28 protein-coding genes are annotated in these 23,700 nt (G+C 71.4%); 8 read left to right on the forward strand and 20 right to left on the reverse strand.

The window, feature by feature from the left end:
* The 14 genes from ACH34R_RS37180 to ACH34R_RS37245 form a co-directional block, all read right to left on the reverse strand.
* The gene (locus ACH34R_RS37180) at window positions 1–804 is read right to left on the reverse strand and encodes an ABC transporter ATP-binding protein (RefSeq protein WP_397566279.1); all 804 of its coding nucleotides are present in this window, start codon (window positions 802–804) and stop codon (window positions 1–3) included.
* The gene (locus ACH34R_RS37185; protein ID WP_397566280.1) at window positions 801–1,592 is read right to left on the reverse strand and encodes an ATP-binding cassette domain-containing protein; all 792 of its coding nucleotides are present in this window, start codon (window positions 1,590–1,592) and stop codon (window positions 801–803) included. The genes ACH34R_RS37180 and ACH34R_RS37185 overlap by 4 nt, the downstream gene beginning before the upstream one ends.
* A complete protein-coding gene (locus ACH34R_RS37190; RefSeq protein ID WP_397566281.1) occupies window positions 1,589–2,401 on the reverse strand; it encodes an ABC transporter permease in 813 nt (270 codons plus the stop codon). The genes ACH34R_RS37185 and ACH34R_RS37190 overlap by 4 nt, the downstream gene beginning before the upstream one ends.
* Window positions 2,398–3,363, reverse strand: coding sequence for an ABC transporter permease (locus ACH34R_RS37195; protein WP_397566282.1), 966 nt, complete (start codon window positions 3,361–3,363; stop codon window positions 2,398–2,400). The genes ACH34R_RS37190 and ACH34R_RS37195 overlap by 4 nt, the downstream gene beginning before the upstream one ends.
* A complete protein-coding gene (locus ACH34R_RS37200; protein WP_397566283.1) occupies window positions 3,363–4,871 on the reverse strand; it encodes an ABC transporter substrate-binding protein in 1,509 nt (502 codons plus the stop codon). The genes ACH34R_RS37195 and ACH34R_RS37200 overlap by 1 nt, the downstream gene beginning before the upstream one ends.
* Window positions 4,872–4,905: 34 nt before the next feature.
* Complete coding sequence (locus ACH34R_RS37205) at window positions 4,906–6,006, reverse strand: LLM class flavin-dependent oxidoreductase (protein ID WP_397566284.1); 1,101 nt, start codon at window positions 6,004–6,006, stop codon at window positions 4,906–4,908.
* An 85-nt stretch (window positions 6,007–6,091) separates the two neighbouring features.
* Window positions 6,092–7,036 carry a sugar phosphate isomerase/epimerase family protein gene (locus tag ACH34R_RS37210; RefSeq protein WP_397566285.1) on the reverse strand — a complete coding sequence of 315 codons (945 nt, stop codon included), beginning with the start codon at window positions 7,034–7,036 and terminating at the stop codon, window positions 6,092–6,094.
* Window positions 7,033–8,313 (reverse strand): hypothetical protein, encoded by a 1,281-nt coding sequence (locus ACH34R_RS37215; RefSeq protein WP_397566286.1) that lies wholly within the window; start codon window positions 8,311–8,313, stop codon window positions 7,033–7,035. Before ACH34R_RS37215 ends, ACH34R_RS37210 begins: the two co-directional genes overlap by 4 nt.
* 14 nt (window positions 8,314–8,327) lie before the next feature.
* A complete protein-coding gene (locus tag ACH34R_RS37220) occupies window positions 8,328–8,705 on the reverse strand; it encodes a PadR family transcriptional regulator (RefSeq protein WP_397566287.1) in 378 nt (125 codons plus the stop codon).
* A gap of 58 nt (window positions 8,706–8,763) precedes the next feature.
* A complete protein-coding gene (locus ACH34R_RS37225) occupies window positions 8,764–9,930 on the reverse strand; it encodes an MFS transporter (RefSeq protein ID WP_397566288.1) in 1,167 nt (388 codons plus the stop codon).
* A 116-nt stretch (window positions 9,931–10,046) separates the two neighbouring features.
* Complete coding sequence (locus ACH34R_RS37230) at window positions 10,047–10,862, reverse strand: SAM-dependent methyltransferase (protein ID WP_397566289.1); 816 nt, start codon at window positions 10,860–10,862, stop codon at window positions 10,047–10,049.
* Between the two features lie 416 nt (window positions 10,863–11,278).
* Window positions 11,279–12,826 (reverse strand): M64 family metallopeptidase, encoded by a 1,548-nt coding sequence (locus ACH34R_RS37235; protein WP_397566368.1) that lies wholly within the window; start codon window positions 12,824–12,826, stop codon window positions 11,279–11,281.
* Window positions 12,827–13,163: 337 nt separating this feature from the next.
* Window positions 13,164–14,159, reverse strand: a complete 996-nt coding sequence (locus ACH34R_RS37240) for a hypothetical protein (protein ID WP_397566290.1) — start codon at window positions 14,157–14,159, stop codon at window positions 13,164–13,166.
* A 173-nt stretch (window positions 14,160–14,332) separates the two neighbouring features.
* A complete protein-coding gene (locus ACH34R_RS37245) occupies window positions 14,333–14,671 on the reverse strand; it encodes a transposase (RefSeq protein WP_111168223.1) in 339 nt (112 codons plus the stop codon).
* A 154-nt stretch (window positions 14,672–14,825) separates the two neighbouring features.
* Between ACH34R_RS37245 and ACH34R_RS37250 the strand changes: the two genes are divergently transcribed.
* From ACH34R_RS37250 to ACH34R_RS37265, 4 genes are all read left to right on the forward strand, one after another.
* A complete protein-coding gene (locus ACH34R_RS37250; RefSeq protein WP_397566291.1) occupies window positions 14,826–15,671 on the forward strand; it encodes an NAD(P)H-binding protein in 846 nt (281 codons plus the stop codon).
* Between the two features lie 181 nt (window positions 15,672–15,852).
* On the forward strand, window positions 15,853–16,305 hold the full coding sequence (locus tag ACH34R_RS37255) for an iron chaperone (protein WP_397566292.1): 453 nt from the start codon (window positions 15,853–15,855) through the stop codon (window positions 16,303–16,305).
* Between the two features lie 91 nt (window positions 16,306–16,396).
* Window positions 16,397–17,572, forward strand: a complete 1,176-nt coding sequence (locus ACH34R_RS37260; protein WP_397566293.1) for an FAD-dependent oxidoreductase — start codon at window positions 16,397–16,399, stop codon at window positions 17,570–17,572.
* The gene (locus ACH34R_RS37265; protein ID WP_397566294.1) at window positions 17,569–18,195 is read left to right on the forward strand and encodes a DUF3159 domain-containing protein; all 627 of its coding nucleotides are present in this window, start codon (window positions 17,569–17,571) and stop codon (window positions 18,193–18,195) included. Before ACH34R_RS37260 ends, ACH34R_RS37265 begins: the two co-directional genes overlap by 4 nt.
* Here the strand turns inward: ACH34R_RS37265 and ACH34R_RS37270 are convergent.
* Genes ACH34R_RS37270 through ACH34R_RS37280 form a run of 3 tightly spaced genes read right to left on the reverse strand, consistent with a single transcriptional unit; the run spans window position 18,192 to window position 19,625 of the window.
* Window positions 18,192–18,818, reverse strand: a complete 627-nt coding sequence (locus ACH34R_RS37270) for a dihydrofolate reductase family protein (RefSeq protein ID WP_397566295.1) — start codon at window positions 18,816–18,818, stop codon at window positions 18,192–18,194. The two genes, ACH34R_RS37265 and ACH34R_RS37270, sit on opposite strands and share 4 nt — an antisense overlap.
* Window positions 18,815–19,291: an SRPBCC domain-containing protein gene (locus ACH34R_RS37275; protein WP_397566296.1), complete on the reverse strand. Its 477-nt coding sequence runs from the start codon at window positions 19,289–19,291 to the stop codon at window positions 18,815–18,817. Before ACH34R_RS37275 ends, ACH34R_RS37270 begins: the two co-directional genes overlap by 4 nt.
* A complete protein-coding gene (locus tag ACH34R_RS37280; protein WP_397566297.1) occupies window positions 19,275–19,625 on the reverse strand; it encodes an ArsR/SmtB family transcription factor in 351 nt (116 codons plus the stop codon). Before ACH34R_RS37280 ends, ACH34R_RS37275 begins: the two co-directional genes overlap by 17 nt.
* A gap of 161 nt (window positions 19,626–19,786) precedes the next feature.
* Between ACH34R_RS37280 and ACH34R_RS37285 the strand changes: the two genes are divergently transcribed.
* The 3 genes from ACH34R_RS37285 to ACH34R_RS37295 are packed head-to-tail and all read left to right on the forward strand — an operon-like array spanning window position 19,787 to window position 21,995.
* Window positions 19,787–20,416 carry a dihydrofolate reductase family protein gene (locus ACH34R_RS37285; RefSeq protein WP_397566298.1) on the forward strand — a complete coding sequence of 210 codons (630 nt, stop codon included), beginning with the start codon at window positions 19,787–19,789 and terminating at the stop codon, window positions 20,414–20,416.
* A 29-nt stretch (window positions 20,417–20,445) separates the two neighbouring features.
* Window positions 20,446–20,775 (forward strand): YciI family protein, encoded by a 330-nt coding sequence (locus ACH34R_RS37290; protein ID WP_397566299.1) that lies wholly within the window; start codon window positions 20,446–20,448, stop codon window positions 20,773–20,775.
* A gap of 2 nt (window positions 20,776–20,777) precedes the next feature.
* Window positions 20,778–21,995 (forward strand): RNA polymerase sigma factor, encoded by a 1,218-nt coding sequence (locus tag ACH34R_RS37295; RefSeq protein ID WP_397566300.1) that lies wholly within the window; start codon window positions 20,778–20,780, stop codon window positions 21,993–21,995.
* Window positions 21,996–22,056: 61 nt separating this feature from the next.
* On the opposite strand, the gene ACH34R_RS37300 is transcribed toward ACH34R_RS37295, so the two are convergent.
* Complete coding sequence (locus tag ACH34R_RS37300) at window positions 22,057–22,239, reverse strand: hypothetical protein (RefSeq protein WP_397566301.1); 183 nt, start codon at window positions 22,237–22,239, stop codon at window positions 22,057–22,059.
* A gap of 39 nt (window positions 22,240–22,278) precedes the next feature.
* Here ACH34R_RS37300 and ACH34R_RS37305 point away from each other — a divergent pair, with 39 nt between their 5' ends.
* The gene (locus ACH34R_RS37305) at window positions 22,279–22,443 is read left to right on the forward strand and encodes a hypothetical protein (protein ID WP_397566302.1); all 165 of its coding nucleotides are present in this window, start codon (window positions 22,279–22,281) and stop codon (window positions 22,441–22,443) included.
* A 94-nt stretch (window positions 22,444–22,537) separates the two neighbouring features.
* Here the strand turns inward: ACH34R_RS37305 and ACH34R_RS37310 are convergent, their stop codons facing one another.
* Together ACH34R_RS37310 and ACH34R_RS37315 are read right to left on the reverse strand one after the other, a co-directional pair.
* Window positions 22,538–22,885, reverse strand: a complete 348-nt coding sequence (locus tag ACH34R_RS37310; protein ID WP_397566303.1) for a DUF1801 domain-containing protein — start codon at window positions 22,883–22,885, stop codon at window positions 22,538–22,540.
* A gap of 14 nt (window positions 22,886–22,899) precedes the next feature.
* Window positions 22,900–23,652, reverse strand: coding sequence for an SDR family NAD(P)-dependent oxidoreductase (locus ACH34R_RS37315; RefSeq protein WP_397566304.1), 753 nt, complete (start codon window positions 23,650–23,652; stop codon window positions 22,900–22,902).
* Window positions 23,653–23,700 lie beyond the last annotated feature (48 nt).

Consider the following 23,700-nt stretch of genomic DNA (forward strand, 5'->3'; position numbering starts at 1 on the left):
CTACGGCGGGCCGAGCCGGGCGGCGCGGCTGAGCCGGGGCACGCTGTCGAGCAGCCGCCTGGTGTACGGGTGCGAGGGAGCGCCCAGCACGTCGGCCGTGCGGCCCTGCTCCACCACCCGCCCGCGCTCGATGACCGCGGTGTCGGCGCACAGCGCCGCGACCACCGCCAGGTCGTGCGAGACCACCACGACCGTCACCCCGTGGGTCTCGGCCAGCCCGCCGAGCAGTTCGACCACGCGTACCCGGGTGGTGACGTCCAGCGCGCTGACCGGCTCGTCGGCCAGCAGCACCCGGGGGCCGCTCACGATGGCCCTGGCGATCGCGACGCGCTGCCGCTGCCCGCCGGAGAACTCGTGCGGGTAGCGGCGGGCCGCGTCGGCGGGCAGCCCGACCGAGCGCAGCGCCACGGCCACCCGCTCGGCCGCCTCCTCCCGCCGGGCCGCGCGGGACCCAGCGGCGAGCAGGCCGAGCGAGCGCAGCGGTTCGGAGACGATGCGGCCGACGCGGCGGCGCGGGTCGAGCGAGGAGTACGGGTCCTGGAACACCGGCTGGACCGCGCGGCGGAACGCCGGATCGCGCGGGTTCAGCTCCGCGCCGTCGAACAGCACCCGGCCCGAGGTCGGCCTGGCCAGGCCGAGCAGCAGCCGCAGCAGCGTGGTCTTGCCCGCGCCGGACTCGCCGACCAGGGCCAGGCCGCGCCCCGGCGTCACGGACACCGAGACCTCCTCCAGCACCGGCCGCCCGCCCCGGTAGGCGTACCCCACCTCGCGGGCCGCCAGCACGGCGGCCGGGGCGGCGGTCACGGGGCCAGCCGATCGAGTTCGCCCTCCAGCGCCCACGCGCTGTCCACCAGCGAGCGCGTGTAGGCGTGCCGGGGCTCGCGCACGATGTCACGCGTCCTTCCCGACTCCACCATGGAGCCGTCCTTGAGCACCACCACCCGGTCGGCCACCTCGGCGATGACCGCGAGATCGTGGCTGATGAACAGCAGCGCCATGCCCCGGCCGGTGACCAGGCCGTCCAGCAGGGCCAGGATCTCGGCCTGCACCGTGACGTCCAGCGCCGTGGTCGGCTCGTCGGCGATCAGCAGTTCGGGCTCGCAGGCCAGGGCCATGGCGATGGCCGCCCGCTGGCGCTGCCCGCCGGACAGCTCGTGCGGGTAGGCCCCGGCGGCCCGGTCCGGCAGCCGTACCTCCGCGAGGGCCGAGTGGACCGCGGCCCGCAGCCGCGCGCCGCGCAACCCGCGGCGGCGGCGGATCGGCCCGGCGAGCTGCCGCCCGACGCGCATCAGCGGGTCCATCGCGGTCAGGGGCTCCTGGAAGACCACAGCGGCGGCCCGGCCGCGCACCCGGTTCAGCCTGCGGTCCGGCGTCCCGATCACCTGGGTGCCGCCCAGCAGCACGCTGCCGTGCGCGGTCATCCCGGCGGGCAGCAGCCCCATGGCGGCCAGCGCGGTCAGCGACTTGCCCGAGCCGGACTCGCCGATCAGGCCGAGCCGTTCGCCGGGGGCGAGAGCGAAGGACAGGTCGTGGACCAGTTCGCGGCCGTCCGCGTGGCGGATCGACAGGCCGGTCACCTCCAGCGCGCTCATCGGCTCCTCCTGCGGGTCGGGTCGGCGAGGTCGCGCAGGCCGTCGGCGACCAGGTTCGTGCCCACGACCAGGACGACGAGCAGTACGCCCGGCGCGATGGCGCCGGTCGGCGCGGTCAGTACGGTCGCCTGGGCCTCCTGGAGCAGCCGGCCCCAGGAGGCGTTCGGCGGGGGAGGGCCGAGGCCGAGGTAGGACAGGGCGGCCTCGGCCAGTACCGCGAGCCCGAGCTGGAGCGCCAGGTTGACGAGCAGCATCGGCCAGATGTTCGGCAGCACGTGCTCGGCCACGACCCGCGGCCAGGAGGTGCCGGAGGTCCGCGCGGCCGTGATGTAGTCCTGCGCCAGCACCCGTTTGACCAGCACCCGCGTCAGCCGGGCCACGATCGCGGACATCCCCAGCCCGATCGCCAGCACCACCGAGCCGAGCGACGCCTCCCGCGCCGCCGCCACCAGCATCGCCAGCAGCAACGTCGGGAACGCGATGACGATGTCCAGCGCCGCCGAGAGCGCGTCGTCCAGCCAGCGGGTCGCGAAGCCCGCGAGCAGCCCGCCCGCCACCCCGAGCAGCCCGCCGACCAGCACCGAGCCGATCCCGGCGATCAGCGCGGTCCGCGCGCCCGCCATGAGCTGGGTGAGCAGGTCGCGGCCCAGCTTGTCGGTGCCGAGCAGGTGCGCGCCGCCCGGCGGCGCGAGCCGCCCGCCCGTGGTGTCGGCCGGATCATAGGGCAGCCACACCAGCGACACGAGCGCCACCGCGAGCACCAGCCCCACCAGCGCGCACCCCGCCGCGAACGTCAGCCGCCCCCTCACCTGCGACCCCCACTCACGTGCGCCCGCAGCCGGGGATCGACCAGCCGCTGCACCAGGTCCGCGGCGAACCCGATCACCAGCACCCCGAACGTACTGACCACCAGTACGCCCTGGATGACCGGATAGTCGTGCTCGGCGATCCCCTCGACCAGCATCGTCCCGAGCCCCGGCAGGGTGAACACGCTCTCCACGACCACCGCGCCGAGGAACGTCGTGGCCAGCTCGATGCCGAGGATCGAGATGACCGGCACGGCGGCGTTGCGCAGCCCGTGCCGCCACATGGCCCCGGCGAAGGACGACCCGAGCGCCCGCGCGGTGCGCAGGTAGTCGCTGCCCAGCACGTCGAGGGTGGCCGAACGGACGTACCGGATCAGGGAGGCCGACATGACCAGCGCGATCGTGATGACCGGCAGGGCCAGCGCGGTCAGCGCCCGGCCCGGCTCGGCCCAGTCATCGCGCGGGAACCCGCCCGCCGGCAGCAGCCGCAGCCGCAGCGCGAACACCGTCACCAGCAACATCCCGATCCAGAACACCGGCACCGCGATGCCGAGCTGGGAGACCGCGTTCAGCGCCGCCCCGTACCAGCGATCGGACCGCCACGCCGCCACGAACCCGACCGGCACCGCCACCGCCACGGCGAGCGCGAACGACAGCAGCGTCAGCGGCACGGTGACCGCCAGCCGGGCCGAGATCTCCGGCCCGACCGGCAGCCTGCTGACGAACGACGTGCCGAAGTCCAGCCGGGCCAGGCCGGTCAGCCAGGTCCAGAACTGCTCGGCCAGGGGCCGGTCCGACCCGATCTGGCGGCGGGCCGCGGCGAACTGCTCCGGCGTCGCCCCGACCGACAGCAACGCGTTGGCCGGGTCGCCGGGCAGCATCCGCAGCAGCAGGAACAGCAGCCCCGCCGCCGCCAGCAGCGAACCGAGCAGGAAGGCGGTACGGCGCAGCAGGTAGCGCGCCATCAGCCCTTCTTGATCCCATATGCGTAGAACTGCGAGTTGAGGCCGTTGACCGGGTAGCCGGACAGCGCCGAGGAGGCCACCACGATCTGCGGGTAGAGGTAGATCCAGTCGCTGGCCGCGTTCTCGGCGATCCGCCGGTTGGCCTTCTTCAGCAGCGCGGTCTGCTCCTCGGTGGTCTTGGCCCGCTCGGCCTCCGCCACCCACGCGGTGACCTGCCCGTCGTCATAGCCCCAGTAGAAGCCGGGGTCGCCGTACCAGACCACGTCCCGGTCGTTGACGTGCTCCTGCATGGTGGCGGCGAAGTCCCGGTTCTTGTAGACCTTGGTGTACCACTCGTCGGCGGTGATCACGTTGATGTCCACCGTGATGCCGACCTTGGCCAGCTCGCCCTTGATGAACGTGGCGGCGGTGGGGTGCGGGTCGTAGTTGGGGGTGTCGAGCGTGAAGCGGAAGCCCTGGGCGTAGCCCGCCGCGGCGAGGTCCCGCTTGGCCTGCTCGACGTCGTGGCGGTCGAGCGAGGTCAGGTCCTCGTACCACGGGTCGGTGGGCGGCACCATCGAGCCGATCAGGCTGCCGTGGCCCGCCCACACCGACTCCAGCAGCTTGGCGTCGTCGATGGCCGCGGCGACGGCCCGGCGCACCTGCGGCTTGTCGAACGGCGCCTTGCGGTCGTTGAAGGCGAGCAGCAGCTTGGTGGTGGAGTGCCCTTCGCTGATCTTGTAGTCCGGGTTGCCGGTGAACCGGCTCAGCGCGTCGGGGCTCTGCTGGCTGGTGACGATGTCCACCGCGCCGGTCAGCAGCGCGTTGTTGAGCGCGGTGGCCTCGGTGAAGTAGTGGAACACGACTCCGCCGTTGGCGGGGCGGGGGCCCCAGTAGCCGGGAAAGGGCGCGAGGCTCAGCGTCGAGCCGCGCTTCCACGCGCCCAGCCTGTACGGCCCGGTGCCGTCGGCGGCGGTGGTCAGGTCCTTGGCGGCGGCGTTGACGATCCACACGTAGCTCAGGTTGTACACCAGCGAGATGGACCGGCTGGACAGCTCGACGACGGCGGTGGCGTCGTCGGGGGCGGTCACGGACTTGATCACCTTGAGGTTGCTCTTGCGCGCCGACTGGGAATCCTCGGCGAGGACCCGCTCGATGCTGTTCTTCACGTCGGCGGCCGTCAGCGCCTTGCCGGAGTGGAACCGCACGCCCTGGCGCAGCTTGAAGGTATAGGTCAGGCCGTCGTCGGCGACCTTGTAGCTCTCCGCAAGCAGGTTCTCGACCTTGCCGGCGTCGGTCAGCCGGAACAGGCCCTCGTACACGTTGCCGTTGAAAGCCTCGGTCACGCCCTGCCCGCCGCCCGCGATGTTGTCGAGGTTCTGCGGTTCGTACAGGGAGCCGACCTCGATCGTGGCGGCGGAGCCGGGCGCGGCGGACGAGCCGCCCTGCGGCGTGTTCCCGGTACCGGACCCGCACGCGGCCACGAGCAGGGTGAGGGCGGCCAGGACGCCGGCGAGCTTACTCGACACCGTTACTCCGTAAGAACTAGGTAGGTTTAGTGGACTATATCCGGTTTGTCGTGGAGGGTCCGGTGTGGGCCCCGTCCCCGCCGCGCAGCAGCGGCAGGAGCAGATCGCCCTGCCGTTCGATCTCCGCCAGGTACGGGGTGTCGGACAGCACGAAGTGGGTGATGCCGAGGGCCTGGTACCTGCGCAGTGACCGCGCCACCTCCGCGGCCGACCCGACCAGCCAGGTCGTGCCCGCGCCACCGCCGCCGAACCTGCCGGGCGCGGTGTAGAGGTTGTCGTCCAGGACCTCACCCCGGGCGGTCAGGTCGAGCAGCCGCCGCTGGCCGACGGCGATGTGCCGGTTCGGGTCGCGGGCGATCCGGCCCTCGGCCATCCCGGCGACCTTGGCCTCGGCGTCGGCCCATGCCTGCTCGCCGGTGTCGCGCACCAGAGTGGTGACCCGCAGCCCGAACTCCAGCGGCGGGTGCTCGCGCCCCAGCTTCTCGCCGAGCCGCTTCAGCCGCTCGATCCGCTCTGCCACGTCGTCGAGCGGCTCCCCCCAGAAGAGCTGCACGTCGGCCTCGGTGGCGGCCACCCGCTCGGCGGCCTCGGAGGCCCCGCCGAAGTACAGCCGGGGATGGGCCCGCCCCTCCCGGACGACCGGCCGCTGCGCCAGGGTCGAGCCGGTGACGCCGAAGTGCTCGCCGTGGTAGGTGACGTCCTCCTCGGTCCACAGCTTCCGCGTGATCCGGATGAACTCCCTGGTCCGCGCGTACCGCTCGGCCTGGTCGCCTTCGCTGTCGCCGTACGCCCCCAGGTCGTCCTTGCCCGACACGATGTTGACCAGCACCCGCCCGCCGGTGAGCCGGTCCAGCGTCGCCGCCGCGGCGGCGAAGTTCGCCGGCCGCCAGTACCCGGGCCGGACCGCGATCAGCGGCCGGAACGTCGTCGTCCGCACAGCCAGCGCCGCCGCCACCGTGAACGTGTCGGGCCTTCCCCACCCCGTCCCGATGAGCGCCCCACCCCACCCGTGCTCCTCCAGGGCCCGAGCCTGGCGGGTGAGCGTCTCCAGACCGTTGTGGTCGGCGACGACATCGTCCCCCCGATGCCCTGGCTGAACCTGGTTGGGGATGTACCAGAGGAATTCAAGGCTCATCGGCAGATCTCCCTGTTCTCTTCGCGAGCGCGCTTTGGCGGTGTCACCCCCTAAATCCTACTATTCATGTAGGCAAAGCATGATTTTAGGCTGTGGCGAGGGTCCCGCGGCCGATCAGCGGGCCCAGGGTGCGGGCGGCGATGTCCAGCCCCTGGTGGATCTTTTCCAGGGTGCCGCCCCAGACATGGTCCTCGTGCTCGACGGCGACCGTTCCGTGGTACCCGTGAGCGCGGAGCGTGCCGATGATCCGCTTCCAGTCGAGCTCGCCGAGGCCGGGCACGCGGTACCGCCACCACCCGACATCGGTGGGGGAGTTCCGGCCGACCGTCTTGCCGAACACTCCGTAGTGGGTGCGGGCCCGCTCGTCGATCTCGATGTCCTTGGCCTGTACGTGAGCGACCTCGCCGCGCCGGAGCGCGTGCTCCAGGGCGTCGATCGGGTCGATGCCCAGCCAGGGGAGGTGCGAGGGGTCGAAAGTGAGGTGGAAGCCGAGGCCGAACATCCAATCCCACAGTTCGGGGGAGTAGGCGAGATTGCCGGGGTAGCCGTCGGGGTGCCAGCCCTCCATGGGACAGTTCTCGGCGAGCAGCCGAACGTCGCGTTCGGCGGCGTAGTCGACCAGCGGGGGGAGTTCCCGCTCGGCGAGTCTCAGGTTGTCGGCGACCGAGCGGCTCGTGTCCCGCCCGATGAACGTCCCCACATTACGGACCCCCAGGGCCGCCGCGGTGTCGATGACGTGCCGGAGGTGGCGATGGACGTCTTCGCGCCGGCCTTCGTCGCCGTGCAGGTTGTTCTCGCAGTAGGTGAGCGCGGCGATGGACAGCCGATGGCGTTCCATGAGCCGGTGGACGTGCTCGGCGTCGGCGGCGGAGAAGGCCGCCACGTCCAGGTGGGCGGCCTGGTGAACATGAGCGCTGTGCGTTGGCCAGGCGGCCACTTCCAGGGTCTGGTAGCCGGCTCGGGAGGCGGCGGCGGCGACTTCGTCCAGGGACGACTGCCCCAGGCAGGCGGTCAACAGTCCGAGTTTCATGACTTCTCCGCGTGTTCGGTGAGCATGGCGAGCCACATGCGCGTGTCGTGGGTGAGGGGATGGCCGGGGCCGTGCCGGTGCCGTTGAAAGCGCAGCACACGCCGCAGTTCGCGGACGGCTGCGCGGTGCTCGTGCCGGATGAGGGGGTATGACAGGGCGCTCGCGAGCGCGAGGTACTTACGTGTTTCGAGGGTGTAGGGATGGCGGGCGCCGAAGACTCGCCGCATGTCCGCGACGAGGGGGAGGAGTACCGTGCGGGCGGCCTGCCCGTCGCCGTTGTGCACGAACATCTTTCCCTTGGAATGCCGCGCGTCGAGCGTGTCGGGGTGATCGGCACCCTGGGTGCCGGCCCGGTCCGAGATGACATGGTCGTACAGGGCGGCCGATTCGCGAACCCGGTGGAGTGTTCCCAGTGTCCAGGCGTGCTTGCACTGGACGTGCTGGCGGTCGGTCGTTTCGACCCCCGGCATGCCCGCCATGCGCGTGTGGAGGCTGTTCAGTCCTGCTTCGGCCTTGTCGAACCGCTCCGCACTGTGCCAGGCCCAATAGCGCAACTGGGCCGTTTTGATCGTCTGGGGGTCGTGGGGGCCGAACACCTTCAGTTCGTCGCGCATGAGTTCTCGCAGGAGCGCCTCGGCCCGCCGATGGTCTCCAGTGGCGAGAACGGCGCTCGCGTGGGCGCGGCGGAGTCCCAGTACGGCCCGGTTGCCGCGTCCCATCCGGCCCATCAGCGGGAGGGCGGCCTTGACCAGGTCGAGCGCGGCGCGTTCGTTGCGGTCGTCGACATAGGCCTGGCACGTCGTCGTGGTGGTGGCGAGCAGTACGTCGGCGGTCTCGTCATCGAAGACCGCGCAGGGCTTGCCGAGCAGCGCCCGCAGTCGCGCGGCCTGCCGGTCGAACTCTTTGCGTCTCGCCGGAGGATGGGTGCGGATGTCGCCGCCGAAGCTCTGCAGGCCCGTGCGCAGGGCGGCCACGGCGGAGAAGATCTGGCCGGCCTCGGCGCTCTCCCAGCAGGTCTCCACCGGCGGCCCGATCGCCTGCTGTACGACCCCGCGGACGGCCCACCTTAGGGCGAACAGCAGCTTGCCGATCTCCCCGGAACAGTCGTCCAGGTTTTGGTACTGCTCCAGGAGCCTGATCTCGGCCCGGGGGGTTCTCCCGTGGGAGAGGCGAACCGCCCACCTGATGAGCCCGCGCGCCGCCCGCTGCAGAAGTCCGCAGCATTCTGCCGCTATCAGGGCGATGACGACCGCGGTCACGAAACTTTGCATGGTCATGGTGTCTCACCTGGCTATCGCGGGCCAAGTCGGCCGGGGAGGGGGTGGAAGAAGCCGCGGAGCGGCCTTGCGGCCGTCCCGTGCTCTGGGGCCGGACGGCGCAGCGCCGCGGGCCGGCGTTCGGCGAGGATGGCCCGGGCGGCGGGCAGGCCGGTGGGTGTGAGCCGATACAGGCGCCGCGCGGGTTTGCCCGGTTCCGGGTTCGCCTCCCACTGGCCGGCGATCCAGTGCGCGTCCTCCAGGCGGTCGAGCATCTTGTAGGTCGCCGCCCCGGACAGGCCGGTCGCCTTCTTGATCGCCCAGCCGTGCAGCGGGGTGTCGCTCTCGAAGGCGTGGACGAAGACCTCCAGGACCATGAGCAATGGATTGGTGATGCGCGTCGGAAACGACATACCTCTTAAGTTACCTATAGCAAGCTAAGCCGGAAAGCGCAGGTGACCATGAACTTCCCTATCGGTCACCCTGATGCCTGTGATGGGTGGCGGTCAGGGTGAGGGGGGTGATCAGGAGGGCGATGGCGCCGGCGGAGGCGATGGCGAATGACAGGTCGGTGAGTTGGGCGATGCCGCCGATCATGGGTGGGCCGATGAGGAAGCCCGAGTACGCGATGGTCGTGACGAAACCGATCTCGCGCTCGCCGCCGGTGCCGTCGGCGCGCAGGCCGGCCGCGCCGGCGAGGTCGAGTACGACCGGGAAGGCGAACGCGAGGCCGCCGCCGGCCAGCACGTAGCCGGCGAAGGTGAGCCAGGTGACCGGTACGGTGGCGGCCGTCAGCAGGCCGGCCCCGGCCAGCAGCGACCCGGCGACCAGGATGCGGGGCGCGCCGAAGCGGTGCTGGATCCGCTCGCCGGCCAGCCGGACCACCCCCATCGTGAGGCAGAAGACGGAGAACAGGATCGCCCCGGCAGCCTCCGGCATGCCGCGCTCACGGACCGCGAACAGCGCCGACCAGTCGTAGCTCGAACCCTCGACGATGGCCGCGACGAAGGCGACGCCGCCGAGCAGCCACAGCGCCGGGCGGCGCAGGACGCTGCGGCCGAGCCCGGTACGCCGGGCGGTGCCGGAGGCGGGCTTCTCTCGTGGGACGAACCGGATCACGCCGGCCGTGAGGGTCAGCGCGGCGACGGCGGCCACGCCGAAGTACGGGAGCAGCGGGACGCGCTGATCGGCGGCGAACGCGGCGCCCAGCGAGCCGGCCAGCGCGCCGAAGCTGAACCCGGAGTGGAAGACCGGCATCAGCGGCCGTCCCACCCGGCGGATGACGCCGACGGCGGCGACGTTCATCGACACGTCGAAGGCGCCGAAGGACGCGCCGAGCAGTACCAGGACCAGGCCGAGCTGGAGCGGCGAGGTGACCAGGGCGAGCACGGGCAGCACGGCCGAGGCGGCGAGGGCCGAGGCGAGCACCATGACGCGGGCGCCGAGGCGGGCGCACCCCCAGCCCGCGAACGACGCCGCCGCGGCCAGTCCGGCGTTCGCCCCGAGCAGGGCCAGGCCGAGTGTGCCGGGGCTCGCCCCGATCCGGTCCGCGAGCGCGGGCATGCGCGGCCCCCACGAACCGGCGATGAGGCCGTTGAGCACGAAGACGATGAACACGGAGACCCGCGCCGAACGCATCTGCCCACCCCTGTCGGACGCCTTTGGACCAGGCCGCCGAGCGCGCGGCGACGGTCACCCACCGCCCCGCGCCTCCCATCATGCCCGGCCGCGGGTGGGTCCGAAGGGGGTGCGGTTCAGGGTTTGCGGGCGACTCCGCACACCGCGCTGACGACCGGGAAGGGCGGGTCCCAGCGGTCCGGGTCCGGGCGCCACTCGGGGGTCGGTACCACGCCCGGTTCGACCAGTTCCAGGCCGGTGAAGAACTCGGCGAGCCGTGCCGGGCTGCGCAACTGGTAGGTGTTGGCCGCGGTGCGGTTGTAGCCGCGCACGGCCTCGACGAGCGCCGGGTTGGTGTCCACGCCGTCGCTGAGCGCCAGGTAGCTCCCGGAGACCAGCGGGGCGAGCAGGGTGTCGATGATCTGCTGGGGGCCGTCCTTGTCGGTGACCTGCCCGGCGATGCTCAGCATCATCACCGCGACGGGCTCGCGGAAGTCGAGTGTCTTGGCGGCCCCGTCGAGGATCTCCTGCGGGTTGCGCACGTCCGCGTCGAGGTAGTCGGTGGCGCCGGGCGGGGCGCTGGTGAGCAGGGCGCGCGCGTGGACGAGCACGATCGGGTCGTTGTCGACGTAGACCACGCGAGACTCGGGGGCCAGGCTCTGGGCGACCTCGTGGGTGTTCTCCGCCGTCGGCAGGCCGGTGCCGAGGTCCAGGAACTGCCGTACGCCGGCCTCGGTCACCAGGTACTTGACCGCCCGCCGGAGGAACTCCCGCTGCAACCGGGCGACCATCGCGAAATCCGGGAACATCGCCAGCAGCCGCTCGCCGACCTCACGGTCGGCGGCGAAGTGGTTCTTGCCGCCGAGCAGAAAGTTCCACACCCGGGCCGAGTGGGGGATGGTGGTGTCGACGCGATCCCAGGCCGACTCGGCGGCGTTGGCGGGGTCAGTCATGGTGGTCCTTATCAGAGATGGGGGTTCGACCGTATAACGGATGACCCCAGACCATGGTCAACGACCCTCCCTTTTTGCGAACTCGCCCCGCCGGATGTCAGGCGCGGCGGTCGCGGAGCCGCGATCCGGGGTCCGCGCCGGCCGTCGCCGGCCGTCGCCGGCCGTCGCCGGCAAGGTGCCGTCCGCCCCCGCTACCGAATACCGACCCGCCATTCCAGTATTCATCCGGACAATACCACCAAAGGCACCGGGACGCCGTAAAGGGCAGCACCCAGGGAGCCCGGTAACACATATCAGCCCCCGGCCCAAAAGCGGACACCGAGGGCTGAATTGGATGATAGGGGCAACGTAGGACGTCCGTCCTCCGGCTCTTTTCCAGGAAAGGCCGGAGAACGGACGCGTGTGATCGGTGACCGTCAGCTACACGGGTTCCCGTTCACCTTGCAGTTGGAGATGCCGGAGAAGTTGCCCGGAGTCCCGCCCACACCGAACGTGACCGACTGGCCCGGATTGACCGAGCCGTTGTACGGCTTGTTGGTGAAGGTGTAGTGGGTGCCGTTCTGGGTCCGGTTCGCGTCCCAGGTGCTGTTGATGCCGTAGCCCGCGGGCACGTCGAACTCCACGGTCCACGACGTCAGCGCGGTGCTGCCGGCCGTGACGCTCACGCTCGCCTCGAAGCCCGACCCCCAGTCAGCGGTCTTGGTAAAGGCCGCCGAGGCGTTGGTGCTGCTGTTCTGGCCGACCGTCCAGGACAGCGTCTGCGTCAGATCCGGCTTGTAGATCGGGTTGCGGACCATCGCGGTCTCGTCGGTGACCGTGCCCTTCAGCGCGAAGGTGGACTTGCCGGTCGATGCGAAGTCGGCCGGGGTCAGCGTCTTCTTGCCGTCCCAGGCGGGCACGGCCACGCCGTCCACCTGCCACTTGACCGTCAGCGGCAGGTCCACCGTGGTCACCTCGAGCGGCTGCGTGGCGTTGTGCGTGCCGCCCTCGGGAGAGGAGACGGAGTCCACCGGATTGATCTCGCCGTAGAAGGACTGGACCAGCTTCTCCCGGTTGACCAGGCCGAAGTCCTGGTTGAGGTTGCGCATCAGCGAGTTCTCGCTGGGCCGCCAGACGCCGAAGCGGCTGTAGTCGCCGCCCTCGAAGGCGCCGATGATGCCGCCGTCAGGGGTCGCCTCGCCCAGCCACACGCCCCACTTGGCGCCGGTGGAATCGATGGTGACGTTCGCCGGGTAGGGCTCGGAGGTCCCCGGGTACTGCTCGGGGCCGCCATAGTCGTACTCGTCGGCCAGGTCGCCCTGCGAGTGGCCGAGCTCGTGCAGCACGACCTCCCGGGAGAGCGGGTTGCGCGAGAAGGTGCCGACGTCGGAGCCGGAGTAGCCGGCGCCGCCGTACTTGGTGCTGTTGGCCTGCACCAGGAGCTGGTCGGCGCCGGGCACGAGCGCCTGCGCGTACTCCCAGGTCTTGGTGGTGTCCACACAGAGCAGGCGCTCGGTGCCGCCGCACCAGTACGTCGAGGCCAGCGGGCTGTCCACGTGCACATCGGCGGTCGGGTCGCCGCTCACCCCCGACTGCGGCGAGTCGATCTCGATGCGCCAGACGTTGAAGAGCTTGCGATAGGACTTGTACGGCTCCCGCTGCGTCATGGTCGCCCAGGCCGCGTCGATCTCCGTACCGTAGGCGGCCTGCTCGGCCGCGGTATAACCGTCGCCGAGGAACACCAGGTCGATGCGGTTGTCACTGGGGCCGTTGATCTCCACCTCCTTGAGCCTGGAGGGCGCGGCGGCCAGCGACTTGGAGACCTTCGGCAGGTCGGCCGGGTCCACCTCGACGTGCTTGATCGTCCCGTCGGGGGAGAAGACCTCGTGGGGGACGTCGGGCTTGGCGGGTTCGGCCACCGCCGGCGCCGCCGCAAGGGCGGCGGACATCGAGGCCGCGGCTAATACCGCGGCCAACGCGCGCACGTTCAAGCGATCCTCCCTGTTGATGAACATGGAGGATGAGAAAGGGGGCCCCCGGATTCCAGACGTAATCCCGCCTGGAATATCTCCCATCCCTTATGGCGATCGTATGCGGCCGATGTGGCATTCGCGCAAGGGTTTTCCGCGGATTTTTGATGAAGCACGAGTGACCGCCGGGAAAAGCCCCGGCTGAACGGGGTCGTATTCGCTGAGTGATGGTCTCGTGCGATTTTCCGTAACTTATTCGGCCCTCGCCAGGCCCCTCGCTCCGGCCCCTCGCCGGGGTCACTTCGGGGGCGGCTCCCGGCACGGGCCGGGCCGCCGTGCCGGGAGCCGTCTTTCATTTGTCCTCGCGCAGTTCGACGTGGTCGAGCTGGATCCAGTCGCCGCCGGGGGCGCCGACGCCCCAAAGGCCCGCGAACACCGTGGCCTGGGTGTGGTTCCGCGTCCGGAAACGCGAGGTCACCTTGGCGTAGGCGCCCTTGTGCGGACCGAAGTGGACCTCGCCCGGAGGGGGCCAGATGCCCGCGAGGCGCGCGCCGAAGAAGCCGGTGTTCACCCTGTCGGAGGTGCGGATCCATCCGGTCAGGACGTAGGGGGTGTCCGGCCGCACCGGGACGGTCTGCAGTATCGCGTTCCAGTTGCGTCCGGTCGACCAGGTGAAGGCGTTGTTCTGGCCGGTGAGCATCTGGCCGAGCCCGACGTCCACGCCCTTCCAGTCCGGGCCCTCGCCGAACCAGGGGGCGGTGAGGTCGCGCTGCGAGCCGTACTCGAAGCCGCCGTTGAACAGGTCCTCGACCTGGACGTCGAAGGTGGGCCGGTCGCCGTCGAAGCGGTGCAGCGGCGAGCCCTGCCGGGTGGACTGCCGCACCCGCTGCCACTCGCCGAGGGTGAAGGAACCGACGGTCACGTTCAAGTGGTCCATGTTCCAGTTGTCGAAGACGCCGAACGGGTCGTTGACCACCTCCAGCCGGAGGCCGCTGACCTCGTCCGCGGTGAACCCGTGGCTGTTCAGGCAGATGCGTACCGAGCTGACCTCCCCGTTCCCCCAGTTCCTGCCCCTGTTGACGTTCTCCACCCGAAACGCCGGCCGTACCCGGGAGACCACGGTCACCGCGAGATTGGAGTCGCCCAGCCAGTCGTCGCCGCGCAGATCGTCTGCGCCGGTCCGGAATTGGAGCAGGACATCGTCCCTCGCCCCAGGACCGCAGAAATGCTCCTCAAGATCCTCCGCCGCCGCGGGAGTCGCACTGAGCAGTGCCCCCGCCAGGGCCAGGGTCGCCACCAGGCCCCCGGCCGTCCTTCCGCACCGGCCGAGCCGTACCGGACCCGCCATGCGTCACCTCGTTTCGCTCGCTCGGAATTCGTTGCCGCCAGATCATTGCGGCAGCGTCCGGGCGATCGGCAAAGGTCTTCCCCAGATGTCCGGACAAGTCCGTACAGCGGGCGGCGGCACGGCGCAGAGCCCCCGAGGAGGCGGCCCGGGCTCACGTCTCTTTTGGTGAATTTTCAGTCGTAAACCCGGCATGCCGCAGCGTCACGGATCGCCCTGGTCCACTCGGCCAGCGCGGGATCGTGCGCCGTGGACTCACAGAGGTTCTGCCACAGGTTCGCCTCGGTCCAGCGGGTGAACCAGCGATGGGCGGTGGGCACGGTGACGCCGAACGCGGGCGGCAGGTTCTGCCAGGCGCAGCCGCTGGTGATCACGTAAACGACCGCGGTCATGACCGTACGCGCGTCGGCCGCGGCCCGGCCGCCCCCCTGACGCCGTGGCCGCCGCCCCGGCATGAGCGCCCTGGCCACCTCCCACATCTCGTCGGGGACCAGCCGGCGGGCGAGTACCTCCATCCGGCGATCCTGCTACATGCCCGCTGAGCTGCCAAATGAGACATGAGCTGAGGTGCGCTGGAAGGGCGCGCCGGGCTAATCTCGGCCCCCGATCGACGGCCACCGGCCGTCCGCCGGGGAGCACCCGGCGCCATCGACGAACGGAGGAGCATCGATGACCATCCTGGTGACCGGAGCGACGGGCACGGTCGGGCGCATCGTGGTGGACCGGCTGCTGCGCGCCGGGCAGCGGGTCCGGGCCCTGACCAGGAACCCGGCCACCGCCGCCCTGCCCGAGGGCGTGGAACTGGTCGCGGGCGACCTCGGCGGCGCCGCCGACGCGCTCGACGGCGTGGACCGGGTCTACTACCTGGCCGGCATGCTCGACCCCGCGACCGCCGCCGAGCAGGCCCGCGCCTTCGCCGAGCGGGCGGTCAAGGCGGGCGCCGGCCGTGTCGTCACCCTCACCGGCGTGGCCGTCACGGTACGGCGGCCGGGCAGCTACGAGATGCTGCTCGAAGTCGAGCAGGCGATCGAGGGCTCCGGCCTGGAGTGGACCCACGTCCGGCCGGGCGAGTTCGCCGTCAACAAGCTGGACCTCTGGGCGCATACGGTCCGTACCGAGGGCGTGGTGCGCAACGCCTACCCCGACGCGCTCGGCGTGCCGGTGCATGAGGCCGACATCGCGGAGGTCGCCGTGGCGGCGCTGCTGGAGGACGGGCACGCCGGCCGGGCGTACTCGCTGAGCGGCCCGCAGGCGCTCACCCACCGCGAGCAGGCCGCCGCCATCGGCGAAGGGCTCGGCAGGACCCTGCGCTTCGAGCCGCTGACCTACGGCCAGGCGCGCGCCGCCTACATCACCGCGGGAGTGCCCGCGGACATCGCCGAATACGTGCTCGGCTACCAGGCCGAATACGCCGAGGAGCCGCCCGTGGTACTGCCGGACGTCGAGCGCGTCCTCGGCCGGCCGGGGCGGACGCTCGCCCAGTGGGCCGCCGACCACCGGGCCGACTTCTCCTAGCGCCCGCGGCCGGTCGCGCCCGCGCACGGCCGGACTCCCGTCCGCCAGGCGGGTGACCGGACCGGGCGGCGATCGAGAATCGCGGCCCGCCGGCCGGAAATCATCGTCACGGCCATGGACGTGACGATGGTTTCCGGCGAGCCCCTTTCCCCCGTGACCGAAGACGAGAGGAGCGACCGAAATGAACGACGTGCCAAAGCCCGGCTCGGAGGGCTTCACCGAAGAGGAACGAGCCGCGATAAAGGAACGTGCCAAAGAGCTGAAGACGGCCCGCCGCCGTGGCGGCGGCAAGGAGAAGGCCGCCGCCGACAGGCAGGACGTGCTGAACACGATCGCCGGCCTGCCGCAGCCGGACCGCGCGCTCGCGGAGCGCGTCCACGACATCATCACCGCCGAGGCTCCGGACCTGACGCCGCGGCTGTGGTACGGGATGCCGGCCTATGCCCGGAACGGAAAGGTGCTGTGCTTCTTCCTGAGCGCGCACAAGGACGAGGCGCGGTACTCCACGCTCGCCTTCACCGGCGAGGCGAACCTCGACGACGGCGCCATGTGGCCGACCACCTACGCCCTGACCGAGCTGACCCCGTCCATGGAGGCGGCCATCCGTGCGCTCGTCCGGCGTGCGGTGAGCTGAGGCCGGGCATCTTTCTTCACTGCCTGGTGGAGTTTTATTGGCATGCCCCCTAGCATGTTCTTCATCGACCGATGAAGAAAGGCGGTGCGGCATGCGCGTGATCGTGGTCGGCGCGGGTCTCGGCGGGTTGACCCTGGCCCAGGGGTTACACCGAGCGGGAATCGACGTCGTGGTGTACGAACGGGAAGGGGAACACGGCCGTCCGCAGGGGATCAGCCTGCATGTGGACGACCGGGGAGCGACGGCGCTGCGCGCGTGCCTGCCGCCCGGGCACGCCGCGATGGCCGAGGCCACGATGGGCGGACCGCGGCGCGAGACGCTCTCCCTCACCGAGACGGACGGGAAGCTCACCGTGCTGGGCGCCCGGCCGCTCGACGGCACGGCGGGGACGGCGCGGCCCGGCCGCCAGACGGACCGGCCGCTGCTGCGCGCGGTGCTGCTGACCGGACTGGGGGACAGGGTGCGGTTCGGGGCCCGGTTCACCTGGTTCGAGCGACGGGCCGATGGCCGCGTACGGGCCTGGTTCGCCGGCGGCGGCAGCGACACCGCCGACGTGCTGGTCGGGGCGGACGGGATCGGCTCGGCGGTCCGCCGCCAGTACCTGCCGCACGTACGCGTGCTCGACACGGGAACGCACATGCTGATGGGCGCCACCCCGCTGCGGTCGGTGGCCGGCACCGGGCTGCCCGAACTGATCGGCCACAACGCCGCCGCCGTGCGGGTGCGCGGCGCGATGATGGCGCTGGGCGTGCTGCGGTTCACCCAGCCGCCGGTGGCCGCGCGGGACCGATGGCTGCCCGCCCTGCGCGGCCCCGCCGTCACGGCCGCCGAAGACTACGTGATGTGGGCGTTGCCCGTCACGGGGGAGCGGCCCGACCCCGCAGAGTCGCCCGCCGAGGTGTGGCACCGGGCCCGGAAGGCGGCCGAGACCCTGCACCCGGTGCTGCGGACGATCGTCGGCCGGGCGTGGCCGGGCGTCACGGTCGCGCTGCGCGGCGCGACGATGCCCGCGGTGCCGGCGTGGCCCGCCGGTCCGGTGACGGTCATGGGCGACGCCATCCACGCGGCACCCGGTTTCGGCGGCAACCTCGCCATGCAGGACGCCCACCGCCTCCGCGACGCCCTGGTCCAGGCCGCGCGGGGGGAGCGGGAGTTGCCCGCCGCGATCGGCGGGTACGAGGACGCGATGCGCCGGGACGGCTTCCCCGCCCCGGTGCCGCCGGTCCGGGTCCCCGGCGGGACCGGCGTCGCGGAGCGGCGCGCATGACCTCCAACCTGCTCGCCCAGAAGTCGATGTCCCTGTTCACCGCGATGGGCGGCTGGCGCACGGTCGCCGAAGGCATCGCCTCCAGGGCGCTGTTCCTGATCGCCTACCTGCTGACCGAGCAGGTGGTGACCGCCGGGCTGATCGCGGTGGGAGGCGTCCTCGTGTGCGCGGTGATCCGGGTGTACGGCGACCGGAAGTACTGGCAGGCGGCCGGCGGGCTGGTCGTCGTGGGGCTGTCGGCGGCGCTGGCCGGGAGTACCGGGCGCGGGGTCGATTTCTACCTGCCGACCCTGCTGCTCGGCGTGGCCGGGGGAACGGTGTTCCTGATCTCCACGCTGGTGCGCCGGCCGGTGGTCGGCCTGATCGTGGAGGCGGCCGGCGGCAAGCGGTCCGCCTGGTGGCGGGATCGCCCGCGGCTGCGGCGTTACCAGAAGTGCATGGCGGTGTTCCTGGCGAAGTTCGGCATCGCCCTGGCGGTGATGGTGCCGCTGTACCTGGCCGGGAACGTGGTCGCGCTCGGGATCGCCAGCACCCTGATGGGCGCGCCCGCGACGGGCCTGTGCGCCTACCTGAGCTGGCGAATCCTGCGCGCGGACGCCCCGGCCTCGGCGTTCCCCTGCTAGACGAAGGCCGTGACGCCCTCGTATTCCCCCACCGGGGCGGCGCCCGCGGTCTCGTACGTGAGCAGCAGCAGGCCCTTCGCCGTCACCTCGTGGTGAACGAACCGGAGGCCGATGGGCGGGCTCGGGTGGGTGAGCAGCCGCCGCCCGGAACCGATCACGGCCGGCGCGACGACGAGCCGGAGCGTGTCGACCAGGCCCGCCGCCAGCAGGGCGGCGCCGAGCCGGGCGCTTCCGTGGATCTGGAGCTCCCGCCCTGGCCGGGCCTTGAGTTCCCCCACGGTCTTGACCGGATCGCCGTGGAGCACGGTCGCCGGCTGCCAGCTCCCCTCGGTGAGCGTGTTGGTCACCACGTACTTCGGCAGCGAGTTCATCCGCCCGGCGAACGGGTCGCCCGGGTCGGTGATCCGCGGCCAGTCCCGGGCGAACGCCTCGTAGGTACGCCGCCCCAGCAGCAGGCCGCCGGCGAGATCCAGCCACTCGGAGGTGCGCCGGACGAAGAGTTCGTCCAGGTAGGGCACGAGCCAGCCGCCCCGGGTGAAGCCGCCTCCGGTGTCTTCGGCAGGCGATCCGGGCCCCTGGCTGACGCCGTCGAGGGTGACGAACTCCGTCAGGGTGAGCTTCATCGTCCGGCCCGGCTCTCCGCGAACCCGGCGAGCTGCCCGGTGACCGATCCCCAGCCCGCGGCGAACCCGAGCTTCTCGTGGCGGGCGCGGGCGGCCGGATCGCCGTGCCGGACGATGATCCGGTAGTCGGTGCCGTCCGGATGGTCGCTCAGCGCGATCTCGGCCGTCATGGGGACCGGTGCGGGATCGGCGGGCCGCCAGGCGCTGTCGATCGCGTTGGTGAACACGATCCGCTCAAGCTCCTCCACGACGAGGAAGCTCGCGTTCATGTGCGGGACGAACTCCTTTCCGTCGTCGCTCAGCCGGGTCACCAGCCCGCCGCCGGGCCGGACGTCCAGCCGATCGACGGCGCACACGGCCGGAGCCGGCACCCACCACTTCGCGAAGTGCGCCGGATCGGTCCAGGCGCTCCACACGATGGCGCGGGGGGCGCGGATGACGCGTTCCAATGTGAGGTCAAGGTCGGGATTCATCGTCTTTCTCTTTCAGTTCGGTGACGAGGTGTTCGAGCCGGTCGGTCCGTTGCTCCCAGATTCGCCGCTGCTCGGCGAGCCAGTCGTCGACGAGGGCGAGCCGGTCGCGGTTGAGCACACAGGTGCGCACCCGGCCGACCTTGACCGTGCGGATCAGGCCGTTCGCCTCAAGCGTCCGCACGTGCTTCATGAACGAGGGAAGGGTCATCGGGAACTCGCGGGCGAGGTCGCCCACACTCGTCGGCCCGCGACCGAGCCGCCGGATCACGCCACGCCGGGTCGGATCGGCGAGCGCGACGAACACGCCGTCGATCTCCGCCGAATACTGTGCCATGCGGCTAAGTATTGCGCGCCCAGAACACTTAGCGCAAGGGCTAAGTGTTTCGCCACGTTCGCGACGGCCTTTCTGTCGGATCGCGGTGATGTCGTTCGTAGAAGGAGTGAGAGGCCACCCGGCAGGGGAGCCTCAGAGAGGTACAGGGGGAGTAAGCGATCATGAAGTTGACGACCGTCACGAACGTCTCCGTCGACGGCGTGATGCAGGGACTCGGCCGGTCCGACGAGGACCGCAGGGGTGGATTCGAGCGTGGCGGCTGGGCCCTGCCGCTGTTCGACGGCGAGGCCATGGCGTTCCTCGGGCAGGTCTACCGGCGCGCCGACGCGTTCCTGTTCGGCCGGCGGACCTACGAGATCTTCGCCGGATCCTGGGGAGTGATGCCGGATCCGGAGAGCAACCCCATCGGGGGTCCCCTGAACGCGCGGCCCAAGTACGTCGCGTCGGCCACGCTCACCGACCCGCAGTGGGCGGGCACGACCGTCCTGCCCGGTGACGTCGCGGCGGCCGTCCGGGAGCTGAAGGCCGGACCTGCCGGTGAGCTGCAGGTACACGGCAGCGGCGACCTGGTCCGCCGGCTGCTCGCCGACCACCTGGTGGACGAGATCACCCTGTTCACCTATCCCGTGGTGGTCGGCCAGGGCACGCGGCTGTTCCCCTCCGACGGCCCGGACACGGCGCTGGAACTGATCGACCACCGGGCCTTCGCCGGTGGCATTACCCTCCAGGTCTACCGGCCCACCGGACGGCCGCGGTACGCCACCGGCGACGTCGGCCCGCACCGCGGCTGACCCGCCCCGACCACAGGAGATGACCTGAAATGCAGTACCTGGTTTCCGTGATCGACGACAGGACCGGATCGGCCACCTCGGACGAGATGGCCGCCATAGACACGTTCAACGACCGGCTGGTGGCCGAGGGGCACTGGGTGTTCGCCGGCGGCCTCGCCTCGCCGAGCGCGGCCACCGTCATCGACAACCGGGGCGGGGAGGCGCTGTTCACCGACGGCCCCTTCCTGGAGTCGAAGGAGTACCTCGCCGGATTCTGGGTGATCAACGCGCCCGACCTCGACGTGGCGCTCGCCCTCGCCGCCGAGGGGTCCAGGGCGTGCAACCGGAAGGTCGAGGTACGGCCGTTCCTGGAGGAGTGAGCATGGCCGGCGTCCGAGAGGCGATCACCCAGGCCCATCAGGGGGAGTGGGCGCGCGTGGTCGCCGCCCTGGCCAGGCGTTTCGGCGGCCTCGACATCGCCGAGGAGGCGGCGGCCGAGGCGTTCGCCACCGCGGTCGAGCGGTGGCCGGTCGACGGCGTGCCGCCCAACCCGGGCGCGTGGCTGACCACCACGGCCAGCCGCAAGGCCATCGACCGGATCCGGCGCGAGAGCAGGCGCGATGACAAGCAGCGGGAGGCGCAGAGGTTGTACGAGAACGACCCGCCCGGGCCGCCCGGCGCCATCGACGACGACCGGCTCCGGCTGATCTTCACCTGCTGTCACCCGGCGCTCGCGATGGAGGCCCGCGTGGCACTGACGCTGCGCATGGTCGGCGGCCTGACCGTGCCCGAGATCGCCCGCGCCTTCCTGGTGGGGGAGGCGGCCATGGGGCAGCGGATCACCCGCGCGAAGTCCAAGATCAAGGCGGCCCGCGTCCCCTACCGGGTACCGTCCGAGGCGGACCTTCCGGCGCGCGTCTCCGGCGTGCTCGCCGTCCTGTTCCTCGTCTTCAACGAGGGCTACCTGGCGACCGGCCCCGGCACCGACCCGGTACGTCCCGGCCTGACCGCCGAGGCGATCCGGCTCGCCCGCCTGCTCCGCGCCCTGCTGCCGTGGGACGGCGAGGTGGCCGGGCTGCTGGCGCTGATGCTGCTCACCGAGGCCCGCCGCACCGCCCGGGTCTCGGCGAGCGGCGAGCTGGTCCCCCTGGGCGAGCAGGACCGCGGCGCCTGGGACGCGGCGCTGATCGCCGAGGGCCACCGGCTGGTACGCGAGCGCCTGGCCGCGGGGGTGGCCCCGGGCCGCTACCAGATCCTCGCGGCGATCAACGCCGTGCACACCTCCGCCCGCGACGTACGCGACACCGACTGGTCGCAGGTCGTCGCCCTCTACGACCAGCTCGTCCGCCTCGACCCCTCGCCGATCGTCGCCCTCAACCGGGCCATCGCGGTCGCCGAACTCGACGGCCCCGAGGTGGCGCTGGCGGCCATCGGCCGTCTTGACGACGCGCTGGCCGGCTACCACGCCTACCACGCGACCCGCGCCGACCTGCTGCGCCGCCTGGGCCGCGGCCAGGAGGCGCGCACGGCGTACGACAAGGCCATCGAACTGGCGGGCAACACCGCCGAGATCGCCTACCTGACCCGCCGCCGCGGGTGACCCGGAGCGACGAATCCGGACATATTCTACTTTGTAAAGGCGCCGGGGTCGGGCCGATGGTTCAGGCGGCGGTGACCCAGTCGTCCACCAGGGCGCAGAGCTGGTCCAGGGCGGTCTCCACCCGTTCGCGATCACCGCTGGTGAGGAAGTCGAGCTGTAGCCCGGTGTACGCCGAGTTGGTCAGCGTCGAGATGCGCACCGCGTCGGCGTCGGGGACGCCGCGCTCCTGTAGGAGCTCCGCCACGAACTCCGACCGGTCCGCCAGTAGCCGGGGGATGTGGCCGTGCAGCTTGCCGGCATCCTCGCCGGGCGTGGCAGCGGGCGGCTGCCCGCCGCGGCGGCCATGGTCGAACTGGCCGCGCTCGCGCTCTTCTGGATCGCGAGCGCGTTCGGGAAAGGACGACGCGATACCGGGGCCCGGGTACGGCCCACACGATCGCCGCGATGAGCGGCCCCCGGCCTCGGCCCGGCTCGCCGCGCCGGGGCCGGCGGTCCCCTCTGGGCGGGGTCCCGCCAGACCCGGCGCGGTTCGAGCAGTCAGGTCATCGGCTCGGCGATGTGGTCTTCCGCAGGACGTCGGCGAGGGCGTCGAAATCGATCTCCTGTCCTTCCAGGATGTCGACGCATTTGCGCTCTCCACCGCCCAGCGCCCGGAGGAATCCCTTGACCACGGGAACGTCCGTCGCGTTGAACACCATGAAGGAGACCTTGTTCCGGGTGGCCGCGATGACGGCCGCGTGCTCACCTTCGTGCAGGAAGTGCGGCTTGCCGTACTGAAGCCGCTCCTCGATACCGGGAACGGTCTCGTGGACCATCGCCCGCAGCCGCTCGCAGACGGGCACCTGCCACGGGGTGGTCTTGTTGATGTACTGGGTGACCTCGTCGTTCATGTCGCTTCCCGATGTCAGTCGACGAGGGCGCCGCAGGAGATGTTGACCTGGGTGGAGGTGATGGTCCTCGCGTGGTCCGAGACCAGGAACACCGCGACTCGGCCGACGTCCTCCAGGGTCGCCGCCCTCTTGAGCAGGGTCGCGTCGATCATCTGCTGCTTGAAGGGCGCCATCTCGGGCACGTCGGGCAGGCCCTCGGGGATCCCGCCGGTCCGCATCGAGACGACGCGGACCGAGCTGGGGCCCAGCTCGCAGGCCCACTGGCGGCGCATCCCCTCGACCAGGTCGCAGCCGGCCTGCACGGTACCCAGGTTGGGTGTGGAGTTGGTCGGGTCCGAGCCGCCGAACTGCAGGATGACTCCCGAGCCCTGCTTGACCATGTGCCGGGCGGCGGCCTGGGTGGTCAGCAGGAACGAGCGTGCGACCTTTTCCATCGCCTGGCCGAAGGCGGCGACGGGCATGTCGAGCATCGGCACGAACAGCGCGTCCTGGGAGATGACGTTCACCGAGATGTCGATGCTGCCGGTCTGCGTCGCGACGGAGTCGACCCAGCCGTTGACGGCGCTCTCGTCCAGGGCGTCCACGATCGCCGTCTCGGCCAGGCCGCCCTCGCTCCTGATGGCCGCCGCGACGGCGTCGAGCTTTTCGGGGGTACGGCCGGCGAGGAAGACGCGGGCGCCCTCGGCGGCGAACGCGCGGCCCATCGCGCCGCCGATGGATCCGCCGCCGCCGTAGATCACCGCGGTTTTGTTCTCCAGCAGTTTCATGACTCGAATCTAGGAACGGCACGGCAGGGCGGGCATCGGCCTGATGAC

This window comes from Spongiactinospora sp. 9N601 (assembly GCF_044326295.1).
In the GTDB taxonomy this organism is placed as follows: Bacteria; Actinomycetota; Actinomycetes; order Streptosporangiales; family Streptosporangiaceae; genus Spongiactinospora; species Spongiactinospora gelatinilytica.

Coding starts and splice junctions, on each gene's coding strand:
- ACH34R_RS37250 (WP_397566291.1), top strand. CDS start 14,826: ATGACCATCCTGGTGACCGGAGCGACGGGCACGGTCGGGCGCATCGTG.
- ACH34R_RS37295 (WP_397566300.1), top strand. CDS start 20,778: ATGGCCGGCGTCCGAGAGGCGATCACCCAGGCCCATCAGGGGGAGTGG.
- ACH34R_RS37230 (WP_397566289.1), bottom strand. CDS start 10,862: ATGACTGACCCCGCCAACGCCGCCGAGTCGGCCTGGGATCGCGTCGAC.
- ACH34R_RS37310 (WP_397566303.1), bottom strand. CDS start 22,885: ATGAACGACGAGGTCACCCAGTACATCAACAAGACCACCCCGTGGCAG.
- ACH34R_RS37290 (WP_397566299.1), top strand. CDS start 20,446: ATGCAGTACCTGGTTTCCGTGATCGACGACAGGACCGGATCGGCCACC.
- ACH34R_RS37280 (WP_397566297.1), bottom strand. CDS start 19,625: ATGGCACAGTATTCGGCGGAGATCGACGGCGTGTTCGTCGCGCTCGCC.
- ACH34R_RS37285 (WP_397566298.1), top strand. CDS start 19,787: ATGAAGTTGACGACCGTCACGAACGTCTCCGTCGACGGCGTGATGCAG.
- ACH34R_RS37205 (WP_397566284.1), bottom strand. CDS start 6,006: ATGAGCCTTGAATTCCTCTGGTACATCCCCAACCAGGTTCAGCCAGGG.
- ACH34R_RS37270 (WP_397566295.1), bottom strand. CDS start 18,818: ATGAAGCTCACCCTGACGGAGTTCGTCACCCTCGACGGCGTCAGCCAG.
- ACH34R_RS37275 (WP_397566296.1), bottom strand. CDS start 19,291: ATGAATCCCGACCTTGACCTCACATTGGAACGCGTCATCCGCGCCCCC.
- ACH34R_RS37185 (WP_397566280.1), bottom strand. CDS start 1,592: ATGAGCGCGCTGGAGGTGACCGGCCTGTCGATCCGCCACGCGGACGGC.
- ACH34R_RS37210 (WP_397566285.1), bottom strand. CDS start 7,036: ATGAAACTCGGACTGTTGACCGCCTGCCTGGGGCAGTCGTCCCTGGAC.
- ACH34R_RS37260 (WP_397566293.1), top strand. CDS start 16,397: ATGCGCGTGATCGTGGTCGGCGCGGGTCTCGGCGGGTTGACCCTGGCC.
- ACH34R_RS37315 (WP_397566304.1), bottom strand. CDS start 23,652: ATGAAACTGCTGGAGAACAAAACCGCGGTGATCTACGGCGGCGGCGGA.
- ACH34R_RS37255 (WP_397566292.1), top strand. CDS start 15,853: ATGAACGACGTGCCAAAGCCCGGCTCGGAGGGCTTCACCGAAGAGGAA.
- ACH34R_RS37265 (WP_397566294.1), top strand. CDS start 17,569: ATGACCTCCAACCTGCTCGCCCAGAAGTCGATGTCCCTGTTCACCGCG.
- ACH34R_RS37225 (WP_397566288.1), bottom strand. CDS start 9,930: ATGCGTTCGGCGCGGGTCTCCGTGTTCATCGTCTTCGTGCTCAACGGC.
- ACH34R_RS37240 (WP_397566290.1), bottom strand. CDS start 14,159: ATGGCGGGTCCGGTACGGCTCGGCCGGTGCGGAAGGACGGCCGGGGGC.
- ACH34R_RS37195 (WP_397566282.1), bottom strand. CDS start 3,363: ATGGCGCGCTACCTGCTGCGCCGTACCGCCTTCCTGCTCGGTTCGCTG.
- ACH34R_RS37215 (WP_397566286.1), bottom strand. CDS start 8,313: ATGACCATGCAAAGTTTCGTGACCGCGGTCGTCATCGCCCTGATAGCG.
- ACH34R_RS37220 (WP_397566287.1), bottom strand. CDS start 8,705: ATGTCGTTTCCGACGCGCATCACCAATCCATTGCTCATGGTCCTGGAG.
- ACH34R_RS37245 (WP_111168223.1), bottom strand. CDS start 14,671: ATGGAGGTACTCGCCCGCCGGCTGGTCCCCGACGAGATGTGGGAGGTG.